Below are 15,572 nucleotides of genomic sequence, written 5' to 3' on the forward strand. Positions count from 1 at the left end.
CCTCACATCCGGAAGACGCCGAAGCCGCCCCGCGCTCCCTCATAGGGCGCGGTGTGGATCGCGGACAGACACAGGCCGAGGACGGTGCGGGTGTCGCGCGGGTCGATGACACCGTCGTCGTACAGCCGCCCGGACAGGAACATCGGCAGGGACTCGGACTCGATCTGCTGCTCCACCAGGGCGCGCAGGGCGGCGTCCGCGTCCTCGTCGTAGGGCTGTCCCTTGGCCGCCGCCGACTGCCGGGCCACGATCGACAGGACGCCCGCGAGCTGCTGCGGTCCCATCACGGCCGACTTGGCGCTGGGCCAGGCGAACAGGAAGCGCGGGTCGTAGGCGCGCCCGCACATGCCGTAGTGCCCGGCGCCGTAGGAGGCGCCCAGGAGCACGGACAGGTGCGGCACGCGCGAGTTCGAGACGGCGTTGATCATCATCGCGCCGTGCTTGATGATGCCGCCCTGCTCGTACTCCTTGCCGACCATGTAGCCGGTGGTGTTGTGCAGGAACAGCAGCGGGATGTCGCGCTGGTTGGCGAGCTGGATGAACTGGGCGGCCTTCTGCGACTCCGCGCTGAACAGCACCCCCTGGGCGTTGGCCAGGATGCCGACCGGGTAGCCGTGCAGGCGTGCCCAGCCGGTCGTCAGGCTCGGCCCGTACAGGGGCTTGAACTCGTCGAAGTCGGATCCGTCGACGATGCGGGCGATGACCTCGCGGGGGTCGAAGGGGATCTTCAGATCGCCGGGAACGATGCCGAGGAGTTCGTCGTTGGAGTACTTGGGCGGCTCGACGGGGCCCGGATCGTCGTACGCCTTGCGGTGGTTCAGGCGTGCCACCACTCTTCGCGCCTGCCGCAGCGCATCGCGCTCGTCGACGGCGAAGTAGTCGGCGAGGCCGGACACGCGCGCGTGCATCTCCGCGCCGCCCAGGGACTCGTCGTCGCTCTCCTCCCCGGTGGCCATCTTCACGAGCGGCGGCCCGCCGAGGAACACCTTCGCGCGTTCCTTGACCATGATCACGTGGTCGGACATGCCGGGGATGTAGGCACCCCCGGCGGTCGAGTTCCCGAAGACGACGGCGACGGTCGGGATCCCGGCGGCGGACAGCCGGGTCAGGTCGCGGAAGATCGCCCCGCCGGGGATGAAGATCTCCTTCTGGGAGGGCAGATCGGCGCCCCCGGACTCCACCAGGCTGATGCAGGGCAGCCGGTTGGCGAGCGCGATGTCGTTGGCGCGCAGGGCCTTCTTCAGCGACCAGGGGTTGCTGGCGCCCCCGCGCACGGTCGGGTCGTTGGCGGTGATCAGGCACTCGACGCCCTCGACGACCCCGATGCCGGTGACGAGGGACGCGCCGACGGGGTAGTCGCTGCCCCACGCGGCCAGCGGGGACAGCTCCAGGAACGGGGTGTCCGGGTCGAGGAGCAGTTCGACGCGCTCACGCGCGAGGAGCTTGCCGCGCTCGCGGTGCCGCTCCACGTACTTCTCCCCGCCGCCGGCCAGCGCCTTGGCGTGCTCGGCGTCGAGGGCGGCGAGCCTGGCGAGCATCGCCTCGCGGTGGGCCCGGTAGTCGGGGCCGGTGACGTCCAGGGCGGACGGCAGGACCGTCACAGCAGAACCTCCGGGATGTCCAGGTGGCGGGAGCGCAGCCATTCGCCGAGCGCCTTGGCCTGCGGGTCGAAGCGGTGCTGGGCTGCGACGCCCTCGCCGAGGATCCCCTCGACGACGAAGTTCAGGGCGCGCAGGCGGGGCAGGACGTGCCGGGTGACGGGCAGGTCGCGGCTCTCCGGGATCAGTTCGCGGAACCGGTCCGCCGTCAGCTCGTGGGCGAGCCACCGCCAGGCGTCGTCCGTGCGCGCCCACACGCCGACGTTGGCGTCCCCGCCCTTGTCCCCGCTGCGGGCCCCGGCGACGAGCCCGAGCGCCGCCCTGCGCGTCGGCCCCGCCGGCAACGGCTCGGGCAGCGGGGGCTCGGGGACGGCGTCCAGCACGGGCGCGTGACCGGGCGACAGCGGCGGTACGTCCTCGGGCACACGCGGGTGCCCCGGTGACAGCGACGGCGCGTCCTCGGCCACGCGCGTGTGCGGCGGCGACGCTACGGGGACGCGGTGGCCGTCGGCCAGGACCGCCGTGTGGTCGACGTCGTCCTGGGGGACGTGGGCGGTCTCGAAGACGCCGTACGGGGTGCCCTTCCCGGGTGGGGCGAGGACGTGGAAGCCGGGGTAACTGGCGAGGGCCAGTTCCACGGCGGCCGCCGTCAACGCCCGCCCGACGGCCTCCTCGCGAGGATCGCGGACGACGAGCCGCAGCAGGGCGCTCGCGGTCTCCTCGGTGTCGGCGTCGGGCCGGTCGGTGCGCACGAGCTCCCACTCCGCGCGCGCGGGACGGGACTTCGTGAGGGCGTCGGCCATCTGCTCGCGCACGAGCGCCGCCTTGGCCTCGATGTCGAGGCCGGTGAGGACGAAGACCACCTCGTTGCGGAAGCCGCCCAGGCGGCACAGGCCGGCCTTGAGGGTGGGCGGCGGGGCCTCGCCGCGCACGCCCTCGATCCGCACCCGGTCGGGTCCCTCCTGGGTGAGCCGCACGGTGTCCAGGCGGGCGGTGACATCCGGTCCCGCGTAACGGGCGCCGGCCGTCTCGTAGAGGAGCTGAGCGGTGACCGTGCCGATGTCGACGAGACCGCCGGTGCCGGGGTGCTTGGTGATGACACTGCCGCCGTCGGCGTGGATCTCGGCGAGCGGGAAGCCGGGGCGGCGCAGGTCGTGGCCCGCGAAGAAGGCGTAGTTGCCGCCGGTGGCCTGGGTGCCGCACTCCAGGACGTGCCCGGCGACGACCGCGCCCGCGAGCCGGTCGTGATCGGTGGGCGTCCAGCCGAAGTGGGCGGCGGCGGGCCCGGTGACCAGGGCCGCGTCGGTGACCCGGCCGGTGACGACGATGTCCGCGCCGGCGTCCAGGCAGGCGGCGATGCCGAAGCCGCCCAGGTAGGCGTTGGCGGTGAGGTGGTCCGGGAAGCGGGCGCTCAGGTCGTCGCCCTCGACATGGGCGACGCGCGCGGGGATGCCGAGACGGTCGGCCAACTCCCTGATGCGGGAGGCCAGTCCGGCGGGGTTGAGGCCGCCGGCGTTGGTGACGATCCGCACCCCGCGCGCGTGGGCGAGGCCGAGGCACTCCTCCAGTTGCCGCAGGAAGGTGCGGGCGTATCCGGCGCCGGGGTCCTTGAGGCGGTCGCGGCCGAGGATCAGCATGGTCAGTTCGGCGAGGTAGTCGCCGGTGAGGACGTCCAGTTCGCCGCCGGTGAGCATCTCGCGCAGGGCGTCGAAGCGGTCGCCGTAGAACCCGGAGGCGTTGCCGATGCGCAGGACGGTCACGGGGTGGCCCCCTTCGGCGCGCGTCCCGCTCCCGGCGGTCCCGCGAACGCCTGGGCGATGTCCAGCCAGCGGTCGGCGTCCGGACCCTCGGCGCGGACCCCGACGTCGGTGCGATGCGCGCGCTGGGTGACGAGGAGGCAGAAGTCGAGCGCCGGGCCGGTGACGCGCTGGGCGGCGCCCTCCGGGCCGTAGGACCACGTCTCGCCGCCGGGAGCGGTGAGTTCGACGCGGAACTCCTCGTTCGGCGGGGTCAGTCCGTGCACGGTGAACGCGAAGTCACGGGCCCGTACCCCGATGCGGACCACATGCCGGAGCCGGTCGGTGGGTGGGCGCACCACACCCAGCGCGTCCGCCACGTCCTGGCCGTGGGCCCAGGTCTCCATCAGGCGGCCGGTGGCCATGGCGGCGGCGGACATGGGCGGGCCGTACCAGGGGAAGCGGGCGCCGGGCGGGGCCGCGCGCAGCGCCTCGTCCAGGGCGGTACGGCCCTGTCGCCAGCGGGCGAGCAGTTCGCCGGGGGGCAGCAGCGCCCCCTCGTCGGCACCGTCGTCGACGAAGGAGTCCGGCGCCTGTACGGCCTTGTCCACCAGCGTGCGGAACGCCTCCGCGTCGGTCACGGCGAGCAGGGCCGAGCGGTCGGTCCAGGCGAGGTGCGCGATCTGGTGGGCGACGGTCCAGCGGGGCGCGGGGGTGGGCCGGGCCCACCGGTCCGGCTCCAGCTCGGCCACGAGCCGGTCGAGTTCCTCGCTCTCGGCACGCAGGTCGTCGAACACGGGCGTCGGATCGGACACGGGGCGCTCCCCTCGGGGCACGGCGGTGTGCGGCGCGATGTGCTGAGGAGCATGGCAGCGCACCCAGAAACAATCAAGCACGCTTGCATGATTTCCGCGCTCCAGCACCGCAACACCCTGGAACCCCTACCCGGCGACCCCCCTCACGGGGCGACCCCGCACGCCCCCTTCAGGAAGCCGCCGCGTCCCGGCGTCCCCCCACCTGGGTCCGTACGGCCCCCATGCTCGCGCCGATGACCAGGGCGATCGCCGTCGCCTCCAGCGGGGAGAGGGACTGGCCCAGGATCAGGAAGCCCGCCGTGGCCGCGATCGCCGGTTCCAGGCTCATCAGGATCGCGAACGTGGGGGCGGGCAGGCGGCGCAGGGCGAGCAGTTCGAGGGTGTACGGCAGGACCGAGGAGAGCAGGGCCACCGCCGCGCCGAGGCCCAGGGTCACCGGGTCGGCCAGCTTCGCCCCCGACTCCGCGAGGCCCAGCGGCAGGAACAGCACCGCGCCCACCGCCATCGCCAGGGCCAGCCCGTCGGCCTGGGGGAAGCGGCGGCCGGTGCGCGCGCTGAAGACGATGTACGCCGCCCACATCGCGCCCGCCCCGAGCGCGAAGGCCGCGCCCCACGGGTCCAGGGAGCCGAAGCCTCCGCCGCCCAGCAGGAAGACTCCGGCGAGGGCCAGTCCGGCCCAGATCAGGTTCACCGCGCGGCGCGAGGTCAGCACGGACAGCGCCAGGGGGCCGAGGACCTCCAGGGTGACGGCGGGGCCCAGCGGGATGCGGTCCACGGCCTGGTAGAAGAGGCCGTTCATCGCGGCCATGGTGACGCCGAAGGCGGTCACCGTGCCCCAGTCGGCGCGCGAGTGGCCGCGCAGCCGGGGCCGGCAGACCAGCAGCAGGACCAGCGCGGCCACGGCGAGCCGCAGCGCGACGACACCGAGCGCGCCCGCCCTCGGCATCAGGGTGACCGCCAGCGCGCCGCCGAACTGCACGGAGACGCCGCCGGCCAGCACCAGGCCGACGGGCCCGAGGGAGCCGAAGCGGCGCGCGGCGGCGACCGGGGCGGCGGTGGTCGTCGACGGGGCCGGTGTCGCGGTCGCGGCGGCTTCGGAGGTGGTCACGGGCGGTCCAAGTGGCTCGGCGCGGCGCGGAGTTGGGGTCGCGGTTCGTTCATCGCGATGTACTTCCAAGTCCAGGGTAATGGACTGCGTCAGCAGTGTGAATCCCTTTTGCCGCTGTCCCGAACGGTGAGACGCCTCAGTGTCCCGAAGGTGGGGTCCCCGGCCTCACCCGTCCAGCCGCTCCACCACGACCTCCGCCAGGACCTCCGCCAGATGTCTGCCCCGCACGCCGCCCAGCTGGGCCAGCTGGGTCCGGCAGGAGTAGCCGTCCGCCAGGATCACCGCGCCGTGCGGCGCCTCCCGCAGCGACGGCAGCAGCTGTTCCTCGGCGCAGGCCGCCGACACCTCGAAGTGGCCCCTGGTGAAGCCGAAGTCGCCCGCCAGGCCGCAGCAGCCGCCGCTCAGCTCGCCGGTGAGGCCGGCGGCCTCGCGCAGGCGCCGGTCGGCGGCGTCGCCGAGCACCGCGTGCTGGTGGCAGTGGGTCTGGCCGGCCACCGGGCGGTCCAGGCGCGGGGGCACCCAGTCGGGCGCGTGCCGCTCCAGGGTCTCCGCGAAGGTCAGGACCCGGGCGGCCAGCCGGGCGGCGCGCGGGTCGTCGGGCAGCAGCTCGGGCAGGTCCGACCGCAGGGCGGCGGCGCAGCTCGGCTCCAGGACGACGACCGGCGCGGCCGTCTCCAGCACCGGCTCCATCAGGTCGAGCGTGCGCAGCAGCACCGTACGGGCGTGGTCGAGCTGGCCGGTGGAGACGTAGGTGAGTCCGCAGCAGACGCGGGTGCGGCCCCGGAGCACGGACACGGGGTCGAGGGCGACGGTCCGGCCGTCGCCCACCGGCGCCTTCGCGAGGTGCAGCGTCGGCGGGAGCGCGACCCGCAGCCCCGCCGCCTCCAGGACGCGGACGGCGTCCCGGCCGACGGACGGGGCGAGATGCTCGGTGAAGGTGTCGGGCCAGAGGATGACCAGGTCACCGCCCCCACCCGGGCCGCCCCGCCCGCCCCTCCCGCGCCACCAGCGGCTGAACGTCCGCGTCGCCAGCCTCGGCAGGTCACGCTCCGGCGCGATCCCGGCCACCCGTTTCGCCACCCGCGCCAGCGGTCGTACGGCGGCCAGGGCGTTCACCGCCCACGCGGTACGCGTGCGTGCCACCGCGCTCAGCCACCGCGGCAGCCGCCCCATGCTGTAGTGGGCGGCCGGGCGGCGGCGGCCCGCGTAGTGGTGGTGCAGGAACTCCGCCTTGTACGTGGCCATGTCGACGCCGACCGGGCAGTCCGTGCGGCATCCCTTGCACGACAGGCACAGGTCCAGGGCGTCCCGCACCTCGGTGGAGCGCCAGCCGTCGGTGACCAGCTCGCCCGCCAGCATCTCGTGCAGCAGCCGGGCACGCCCGCGCGTGGAGTGCTCCTCCTCGCCGGTCGCCCGGAACGACGGGCACATGACGGCGGACCCCGACACCGACGTCGTACGGCATGCGGCGACGCCCACACAGCGTCGTACGGCCGCCGAGAAGTCACCGCCGTCGGCCGGGTAGCCGAAGGCGACCGGCACCGGCTCCCTCGGCAGGACGGAGAAGCGGAGGTCGGTGTCCAGGGGCGCGGGGCGGACCAGCGTCCCGGGGTTGAGCAGATCGTCCGGGTCCCAGACCCCCTTGACCCGCTCGAACAGCCGTACCATCTCGGGCCCGTACATCACCGGAAGCAGCTCGGCCCGCGCGCGGCCGTCACCGTGCTCCCCGGAGAGGGAGCCGCCGTGGGACACGACCAGCCCGGCCAGTTCCTCCGAGAAGCGCCGGAAGCGGGCGATGCCGGCGTCGGTGAGCAGGTCGAAGTCGATCCGGACGTGGACGCAGCCGTCCCCGAAGTGGCCGTACGGGGTGCCGCGCAGGCCGTGCTCGGCGAGCAGGGCGCGGAAGCCGCGCAGATATGCGCCGAGGCGGGCGGGCGGCACCGCGCAGTCCTCCCAGCCGGGCCATGCCTCGGCGCCGTCCGGCATCCGGGTGGCGGTGCCGCTGGCGTGCTCCCGGACCCGCCACAGCGCGCGCTGCCCCGCCGGGTCGGTCACCACGCGCGCGTCGACGACGTCCGCGCCCCGGACGACCGCCTCCGCACGCGCGCGTGCCTCCGCGTCGGACGCCCCGCCGGTCTCCACGAACAGCCAGGCCGAGCCCCTGGGGAGCCCGTCGGTGGAGGGGACGAGGTCGGCCGCCATGCCCTCCACGGTCAGCGGACCGTACGCGAGCAGTCCGGCCGCCGCCTCCGCCGCGGCGCTCTCGTCGGCGTAGCCCAGCACGGCGAGCGCCCGCGCGCGGGGCGCCTCGACGAGCCGTACGACCGCCTCGGTCAGTACGCCCAGCGTCCCCTCGGAGCCGCAGAAGGAGCGCGCGACATCGGCGCCCCGCTCGGGCAGCAGGGCGTCCAGGGCGTAGCCGGAGATACGGCGGGGCAGGTCGGGGAAACCGGTGCGCAGACGCGCCAGGTCCCCCTCCACCAGCGCCCGCAGTCCCTCCGGCGCCCCGGCCCACCGCGGCCCGAGCCGCAGCCGCCGCCCGCGCGCGGTGAGCACCTCCAGCTCGCGCACGTTGTCCGCGGTGGTCCCCCAGGCCACCGAGTGGGAGCCGCACGAGTTGTTGCCGATCATGCCGCCGAGGGTGCAGCGGCTGTGGGTGGACGGGTCCGGCCCGAAGCGCAGCCCGTGCGGGGCGGCGGCCTCCTGGAGGCGGTCGAGGACGAGCCCCGGCTGGACGACGGCCGTACGGGACTCGGGGTCGAGGGCGACGAGCCGGTTCAGATAGCGGGTGAAGTCCAGCACGACGCCGGTGCCGGTGGCCTGGCCCGCGATGGAGGTGCCGCCGCCGCGCGCGACGACCGGCACGCCATGGGTCCGGCACACCTCCAGTACGGCGGCCACGTCGTCGGCGTCCCGGGGGGCGACGACGCCGAGCGGGACGCGCCGGTAGTTGGAGGCGTCCATGGTGACGAGCGCCCGGGAGGTGACATCGAAGCGGACGTCACCCCGGACGGCACCGCGCAGCTCGACCGCGAGATCCGACATGCGTCCAGCAAATCAGTACGCGTCCCGAACGACATCAGGCACGCGTCCGAAACCGCGTCTCACCCGACGGACGAGGTTGCGCCCAGGTTTCCCCCACCGGCTAACCTCACTGCGTGGCTGAGATCCAGATTCCCGCTGACATCAAGCCCGCCGACGGACGATTCGGCGCGGGCCCCTCCAAGGTGCGGACGGAAGCGCTGGACGCGCTGGCCGCGACCGGTACCTCTCTGCTCGGCACCTCCCATCGCCAGGCCCCCGTCAAGAACCTGGTCGGCAAGGTGCGCGAGGGCATCTCCGAGCTGTTCTCCCTCCCCGAGGGCTACGAGGTGATCCTCGGCAACGGCGGCTCGACGGCCTTCTGGGACATCGCGACCCACGGTCTGATCGAGAACAAGTCGCAGCACCTCGCCTTCGGCGAGTTCAGCTCGAAGTTCGCCAAGGCCGCCAAGCTCGCGCCCTGGCTGGCCGACCCGTCCATCGTCTCCACCGACCCGGGCACGCACCCCGAGCCGGTCGCCGAGGCGGGCGTCGACGTCTACGCGTTCACGCACAACGAGACCTCGACCGGTGTCGCCATGCCGATCAACCGGGTCGCGGGCGCGGACTCCGGGTCCCTCGTCCTGGTCGACGCCACGTCCGGCGCCGGCGGCCTGCCCGTCGACATCGCCGAGACGGACGTCTACTACTTCGCCCCGCAGAAGTCCTTCGCCTCCGACGGCGGCCTGTGGATCGGCGTCTTCTCGCCGGCGGCGATCGAGCGGGCCGAGCGCGTCCACGCGTCCGGCCGCCACATCCCGGAGTTCTTCAGCCTCCCCACGGCGATCGACAACTCCCGCAAGAACCAGACGTACAACACCCCGGCCCTCGCCACCCTCTTCCTGCTCAACCAGCAGCTGGAGTGGCTGAACGGGCAGGGTGGCCTGGACTGGTCGGTGCGCCGCACCGCGACCTCCGCGCGCACGCTGTACGGCTGGGCCGAGGACGTCAAGTACGCCACCCCGTTCGTCGCCGACCCGGCCAAGCGCTCCGCGGTCATCGGCACGATCGACTTCACGGACGACGTGGACGCCGCCGCGGTCGCCAAGGTCCTGCGCGCCAACGGCATCGTCGACACCGAGCCCTACCGCAAGCTGGGCCGCAACCAGCTGCGCGTGGCCATGTTCCCGGCGATCGACCCGGCGGACGTCGAGGCTCTGACGAAGTGCATCGACTACGTGATCGAGAAGCTCTGATCTCTCGGGTACGAGCAGAAGGGCGCCCGGTGCCGCACCGGGCGCCCTCTCTCAAGCCGCCGTGCAGCTCACGCTCGGGGCAGTCCCGCCGCCGGGTGCGCCGCCGAAGCCGAAGCTCGTCGAACCGCCCGCCGGGACCGTGCCGTTGTGCGCGGCGTTCACGGCCGTCACCGCCGCACCCGTCTGGGTGTACGACGCGTTCCACAGGCTGGTGATCCGCTGGGAGCCGGACCAGGTCCAGGTGACCTTCCAGGAACTGATCGCCGCCGTACCGGTGTTGGTGACCTTCACCTCGGCGTTGAAGCCGCTCCCCCAGTCGCTGCTCACCGTGTACGTCGCGGCGCAGGACGCGGTCGATCCGCCCCCGCCACCGCCGCCTCCGCCGCCTCCGCCGCCCGTGCCCGGGAAGCCCGGCGCCTTGATGCTCGCGAGGTAGCCGTCCTTCACCGTGTCCACGGTCTGCCAGTCGTCCTTCAGGATGCCGCCCGTGTCACCGGAGTTGGGGTTCCACGACCAGAAGGTCCAGTGGAAGGAGTCCGCGCCGTACGTCGACGTCGGCCGCAGGTAACTCACCAGCGCCGCCAGCCACTTCTGGTCGATTGTCGAGGAGAGCGTCGTGCCGAACTCGCCGACCCACACCGGGGCGATGTTCTGCTTGAAGATGTACCCCCAGTACTTGTCCCAGATCCCGGGCATGTTGGCCGGGAAGGACGGGTCGCTGAACCAGTCCTGCTGGGCCACGCTCGTCGCGTAGTCGTGGGCGGAGTACACGACCCGGTTCGGGACGTCCAGCGTCACCGGGTACTGGCCCACGCCCATCAGGTTGCCGCCCCACCAGCCCGACACCCCGTTGAAGGTCTGCACGCCCTCCACGAAGATCAGCAGCTGGGGGTTGACGGACAGGACCGCGTTGCCCGCGCGCTGGGCGGCCAGCCGCCAGTCCTTCGTCGTGTCGCCGCAGCCCCAGCAGGCGGGATCGTGCGGCTCGTTGTGGAGGTCGATGCCGACGACGGCCGGATTGCCGGCGTAACGCGACGCCATGGCCTTGAGGTTGGCGATCCAGGTCGACTCGGGCACGGACGCCGTGTACCAGAGCGCCGACTGGCCACCCGAGTCCGGACGGTGCCGGTCCAGGATGACCTTCAGCCCGTCCTGGCCGGCGTAGGCGACGATCTTGTCGAGCACGCCCAGCGAGTTGAGCCCTTGCAGGTCGGCGTTCTTGCCGCTGGAGAAGTCGATGCTGTTCGGGACGGTCCCGGACTTGAAGATGTCGTCGCTGTAGGGGATGCGGATCGTGTTGTACCCCAGCGACTTCATCTGGTCGATCATGCTCTTGTAGTCGCGGGACCACAGCCCGTGGACGACGTAGTTGCCGGTCTCGAAGCCGAACCAGTTGATCCCGGCGACGCGCACCGGCTGCCCGGCCGCGTCCAGGATCTGACGGCCGCTGGTGTGCCAGTACCCGGCGCCGGCCGCCTCCGCCGCGTGGGCCGGCTGGACACCGGCCGCCCCCAGCGGCAGTAACAGCGCGGCGGCCAGGGCGCACAGCCCTTTTCGCAAGCTGCGGAACATGTGCGGGTTCCTCTCGGGGTGACGCGGCCCGGAACAGATGGGAGCGCTCCCATGCACCGCGCACCACCCAGGTAACTGGGGCCCCAGCATCGCGTCAAGAGCTTGAGCACGGCGGCGTTCGACGGCCGCGTTCGATGGCCGCATTCGGTGGCGGCATTCGGCGCGTGGCCGCGAGTCCAGCAGGGGCTACCGCCTGCGGAACAGCCGCCGGGCGCCGAACAGGGCCGCGCACACGACGGCGAAGGCGAGCGCGCCGGTCTTCACGCCGCCACCGATCCCCCCGCCGCCCCCGCCGGACGCCTCACCCGAACTGCCGCCCCGCGACGGCGACTTACCGGCCGACCCGGAGGAAGCCCCCTCGGGCGGGTCCTCGGCGACGACCGTGCTGCCGGTGCCCTCGGTGCCGTACATCAGCTTGCGGCCGTCGGCGGTGTAGGTGACGGACTCGCCCTGCCGCTGGAGGGGCACGTCGAGGCGCCCGATGCGCTTGATGGCGCCGCCGTTCCAGTCGTAGGCGATACCGCCGAAGTAGCCGCGCACGACGAGCTGTTCGCCGTTCGGGGAGAAGGCCGCGTCGGTGGCCCACAGGTCGACGGGGGCGACGGGCTTGAAGACGTTGGGCCCGGTGGTGGAGAGCTTGGCGGGCCCCGCGTACAGATGGCCCCCGTCCTCCTGCTTGTCGATGATGTAGACCCGCCCGGTCTTCGGGTGGACGACCATCGACTCGGCGTCGCGCGAGCCGTCCGCGTACTTCACCACGTACTGCGTGGCGCGGATCGTCTGGTCCTTGAGCTCCTTGGGCTCGGGCAGCCGGTAGATCCACACGTAAGGCCAGGTCACGCCGTCGTTGTCGCCGATGTCACCCACATAGATCTGGTTGTCCGGCCCGATCGAGATGGCCTCGACGTCCCGCTGGGTGCCCACGCCGGCGAGGGTGATCCGGGCGACGGTCTCGCCGGTGGCGCTGTCGACGGCGTAGAGGTAGCTGCCGCTGTCCTGGTCGTTGTGGGTCCAGTAGATGCCCGGGTGGAGGCGGGAGGCGGCGAGGCCGCTGGACTCGGTGATACGGGCGTCCTTGATGGTGAACCCGTCGTCGCCGGCGGCGGACGCGGGCACGGCGAACGCACCGGTGAGGAGGACCCCGGCGAGGATGGCGAGCGGTCGGCGCATGCCCCCAAGCGTGCCACCCCCCGCGCGTGGCGGGGCTCACACCCCGTGCGGAGCGCTGATCATCCATCATGAGCGGATGCTCAGGTTCATGCCCGTCGGGGACTCGATGACGATCGGCAGCGCGGGCGAACACACATGGCGGTACCGCATGTGGCAGCACCTGCGCACCACCTACGGCGGCCCGTTCGCGCTGGTCGGCCCGCGCGAGACGCTGTACGACAAGGCCACGGACACGCCGACGTCCTACGAGTACGCCGACCCCGACTTCCCCCGCGCCCATCTGGCGGGCTGGGGCGAGGGCTGGCTGCACATGGCTCCGCTGATCGGCGAGGCGGTACGCACGTACCGGGCCGACGTGCTGCTGGTGTCCCTGGGCCTGATCGACCTGGGCTTCTACACCAACGCCGAGCAGACGGCGGAGAACGTACGGGAGTTCGTGGCGGCGGCGCGGGAGGCGCGGGCGCGGGTCCGGATGGTCGTCCTGCCGGTGATCCCGAACGTCCGGGCGGTGTCGGACGCGGCGTTCGCCGCCGAGGTGACCGCCTTCAACGAACTGCTGGCCAAGACGATCACCGACCTGGACGAGCCCCGCTCCCCGCTGCTGCTGGCGTCACCGCCGGAGTCGTACGACATCAACCTGGACACCTACGACGGCACACACCCGAACGCGAGCGGCGAACACAAGATCGCGCAGGCGTTCGCGGGGGCGATGTACCAGGCCTGGGACCTCGGCCGGCCGTACGAGACCGCCTGAACGGGTTGGCTCGATCCCGCCGCCACCGGTCACCGTGCGTATCGTTGTACCGCGCGGCTGTACTCGTCCGGGGGGCAGCCGGGGAGGAGCGCCACGATGACCGTCCTTGAAGACAGGATTGAGATGGCCGAGGAAGACGGCGAGCTGACTCTGGACGTCATGTTCGAGTGGCTTGAGAAGATGCCCATCCCCGAGGGAACCAAGGTCGAGATCGTCGGGGGAAACATCTTCATGTCACCGCAGCGGCACACTCACTTCCAGATCATCCTCGACATCCTGGAGCAGCTGCGCACCACGTACCCGCGAAAGCGGCTGGCGTCGGACGTGAGGATCGACTTCCCGGGACATCTGAACGGCTTCGCCTGTGATGTGGCGGCGGTGTCCGAGCGCTCGGTGAAGGACGACAAGGGGCGCTGGCGCTACCAGGACATCGAGTTCGTGGCCGAGGTCATCTCCAAGGACACCGCCGCCAACGACTACGGCCCCAAAAGGGCCGCCTACGCCGCCGCCGAGGTCCCCGTCTACCTCATCGCCGATCCCTACCAGGGCAAGTGCCACCTCTACACCCAGCCCAAGAGCGGCGAATACCTCACCGAACTGTCCGTCACCTTCGGATCGGACGTGGACATGACCGGCACCCCCGTCGGTCTCACCCTGAAAACCGATGAGTTCCCCCGCGACTGACTGACAGAATCCGGTGCATGGCGATCATTCACCACACCACCGTGAAGCCCACCAAGGTCGAGCTGCTCACCGCCTGGCTGCCCAGCCGTCCGTGGTATGTCGGCGACGGGACACCGGAGTTGAGCAAGGCCGGCGGGTTCCGGCTGGATGATCCGGCGGGCGAGGTGGGGATCGAGTTCATGGTGGCCGTCGACACCTCCGGCCCCGAACCCGTCGCCTATCAGGTCCCCCTCACCTATCGCGGCGCCCCGCTCCCCGGCGCCGAACACGCCCTCGTCGGCACGATGGAACACGGCGTCCTCGGACCCCGCTGGGCCTACGACGGCACCCATGACCCCGTCCTGTACGGCGAACTGCTCGCCCTCATCGAGGGCCGCGCCCAGGCCCAGGCCCAGAGCATCACCGACACCCCCGACCACGAGGTCACCCGCTCCTACTCGGGCGCCGCCTTCCCCGCCGGCGACTGGCCCGTCGCCGTCCTCGACGACGAGACCGGCACCGAACTGCCCGCCCCGGACGGCACCACGATCCGCCTCCACCGCGTCCTGCGGCCCGCGCTCCCCGACACCCCTCCCCAGGACGCGACCGGGCACATCGCCGGCGCCTGGCAGGCCCCGGACGGCACCCGCGCCCGGGCCCTCTTCGCCACCCTGCACTTGCCTGGAGCGGACTCGAAGACGTTGGCTTGACCGACATGAAGTACACGCAGCTCGGACGCACGGGACTCAAGGTCAGCCGACTTGTCCTCGGCACCATGAACTTCGGTCCGCAGACCGACGAGGCCGACTCCCACGCCATCATGGACTCGGCCCTCGCAGCGGGCATCAACTTCTTCGACACCGCCAACGTGTACGGCTGGGGCGAGAACAAGGGCCGTACCGAGGAGATCATCGGCAGCTGGTTCGCCCAGGGCGGCGGACGGCGCGACAAGGTCGTCCTCGCCACCAAGGTCTACGGCAACATGGGCCCCGACGGCGAGGCGTGGCCCAACCACGACAAGCTCTCCGCCCTCAACATCCGCCGCGCCGTCGACGCCTCGCTCAAGCGGCTCGGCACCGACTACATCGACGTCTACCAGTTCCACCACGTCGACCGCGCCACGCCGTTCGAGGAGATCTGGCAGGCCATCGACACCCTGGTCCAGCAGGGCAAGATCCTCTACGCCGGCTCCAGCAACTTCCCCGGCTACAAGATCGCCCAGGCCAACGAGGTCGCCGCCCACCGCGGCTCCCTCGGCCTGGTCAGCGAGCAGTGCCTCTACAACCTCTACGAGCGCCGCGCCGAGATGGAGGTCATCCCGGCCGCCCAGGAGTACGGCCTCGGCGTCATCCCCTGGTCCCCGCTGCACGGCGGACTGCTCGGCGGGGTCATCAAGAAGGAGGCCCAGGGCGGCCGCCGCGCCTCGGGCCGCGCCGCCGACACCCTCGCCGACCCGGCCGCACGGGGCCGGCTCCAGGCGTACGAGGACCTCCTCGACAAGCACGGCCTGGAACCCGGCGAGGCGGCCCTGGCCTGGCTCCTCACCCGCCCCGGCGTGACGGGCCCGATCGTCGGCCCGAGGACCGCCGAACAGCTGGAGGGCGCGCTGAGGGCCGTCGAGCTGGAGCTGAGCACGGAACTGCTGGCGGGCCTCGACGAGATCTTCCCGGGCCCCGGGCCCGCACCGGAGGCCTTCGCCTGGTGACCGACGCCGGTATCACCGGTATCAGGTAGGGGCGCGGGGAACCGCGCGGAACGCCACGACCGGCCCCCGGCCGAAGGCACCGCGCGGCCCCCGCCCCTGCCTACCTGCCGACCGCCGCAGCGACGGCCACCACAACGAACATCAGAACGAGCGCACCGGCCATAATCCGGTTCC

The 15,572-nt window shown here is 72.4% G+C and carries 12 protein-coding genes; 5 read left to right on the forward strand and 7 right to left on the reverse strand.

The genetic code is table 11. The annotated features are described in order from the left end of the window. Positions 1–2: 2 nt before the first annotated feature. From ACZ5NW_RS31120 to ACZ5NW_RS31140, 5 genes are all read right to left on the reverse strand, one after another. Positions 3–1,601 (reverse strand): acyl-CoA carboxylase subunit beta, encoded by a 1,599-nt coding sequence (locus tag ACZ5NW_RS31120; protein ID WP_468747305.1) that lies wholly within the window; start codon positions 1,599–1,601, stop codon positions 3–5. After that, positions 1,598–3,358, reverse strand: a complete 1,761-nt coding sequence (locus tag ACZ5NW_RS31125) for an acyclic terpene utilization AtuA family protein (RefSeq protein ID WP_468747306.1) — start codon at positions 3,356–3,358, stop codon at positions 1,598–1,600. Before ACZ5NW_RS31125 ends, ACZ5NW_RS31120 begins: the two co-directional genes overlap by 4 nt. Continuing rightward, on the reverse strand, positions 3,355–4,149 hold the full coding sequence (locus tag ACZ5NW_RS31130) for a TIGR03084 family metal-binding protein (protein ID WP_468747307.1): 795 nt from the start codon (positions 4,147–4,149) through the stop codon (positions 3,355–3,357). The genes ACZ5NW_RS31125 and ACZ5NW_RS31130 overlap by 4 nt, the downstream gene beginning before the upstream one ends. A gap of 169 nt (positions 4,150–4,318) precedes the next feature. After that, the gene (locus ACZ5NW_RS31135) at positions 4,319–5,257 is read right to left on the reverse strand and encodes an EamA family transporter (RefSeq protein ID WP_468747308.1); all 939 of its coding nucleotides are present in this window, start codon (positions 5,255–5,257) and stop codon (positions 4,319–4,321) included. A 165-nt stretch (positions 5,258–5,422) separates the two neighbouring features. Beyond that, positions 5,423–8,302 (reverse strand): FAD-binding and (Fe-S)-binding domain-containing protein, encoded by a 2,880-nt coding sequence (locus ACZ5NW_RS31140; protein ID WP_468747309.1) that lies wholly within the window; start codon positions 8,300–8,302, stop codon positions 5,423–5,425. A 113-nt stretch (positions 8,303–8,415) separates the two neighbouring features. Between ACZ5NW_RS31140 and serC the strand changes: the two genes are divergently transcribed. Continuing rightward, entirely contained in the window at positions 8,416–9,534 is a 1,119-nt protein-coding gene (gene serC / locus ACZ5NW_RS31145; RefSeq protein WP_468747310.1) for a phosphoserine transaminase, read from the forward strand. A 51-nt stretch (positions 9,535–9,585) separates the two neighbouring features. Here serC and ACZ5NW_RS31150 read toward each other — a convergent pair whose 3' ends face one another. Then, the gene (locus ACZ5NW_RS31150) at positions 9,586–11,106 is read right to left on the reverse strand and encodes a cellulase family glycosylhydrolase (RefSeq protein WP_468747311.1); all 1,521 of its coding nucleotides are present in this window, start codon (positions 11,104–11,106) and stop codon (positions 9,586–9,588) included. A 186-nt stretch (positions 11,107–11,292) separates the two neighbouring features. Continuing rightward, a complete protein-coding gene (locus ACZ5NW_RS31155) occupies positions 11,293–12,276 on the reverse strand; it encodes a WD40 repeat domain-containing protein (RefSeq protein WP_468747312.1) in 984 nt (327 codons plus the stop codon). A 76-nt stretch (positions 12,277–12,352) separates the two neighbouring features. On the opposite strand from ACZ5NW_RS31155, the gene ACZ5NW_RS31160 reads away from it, so the two are divergent. From ACZ5NW_RS31160 to ACZ5NW_RS31175, 4 genes are all read left to right on the forward strand, one after another. Continuing rightward, positions 12,353–13,030: a GDSL-type esterase/lipase family protein gene (locus ACZ5NW_RS31160; protein WP_468747313.1), complete on the forward strand. Its 678-nt coding sequence runs from the start codon at positions 12,353–12,355 to the stop codon at positions 13,028–13,030. Positions 13,031–13,126: 96 nt separating this feature from the next. Beyond that, entirely contained in the window at positions 13,127–13,714 is a 588-nt protein-coding gene (locus ACZ5NW_RS31165; RefSeq protein ID WP_468747314.1) for a Uma2 family endonuclease, read from the forward strand. Positions 13,715–13,731: 17 nt separating this feature from the next. Beyond that, positions 13,732–14,403 carry a maltokinase N-terminal cap-like domain-containing protein gene (locus ACZ5NW_RS31170; RefSeq protein ID WP_468747315.1) on the forward strand — a complete coding sequence of 224 codons (672 nt, stop codon included), beginning with the start codon at positions 13,732–13,734 and terminating at the stop codon, positions 14,401–14,403. A 5-nt stretch (positions 14,404–14,408) separates the two neighbouring features. Further along, complete coding sequence (locus ACZ5NW_RS31175) at positions 14,409–15,398, forward strand: aldo/keto reductase (RefSeq protein WP_468747316.1); 990 nt, start codon at positions 14,409–14,411, stop codon at positions 15,396–15,398. Positions 15,399–15,572 lie beyond the last annotated feature (174 nt).

This window comes from Streptomyces sp. NPDC032126 (genome assembly GCF_055580085.1).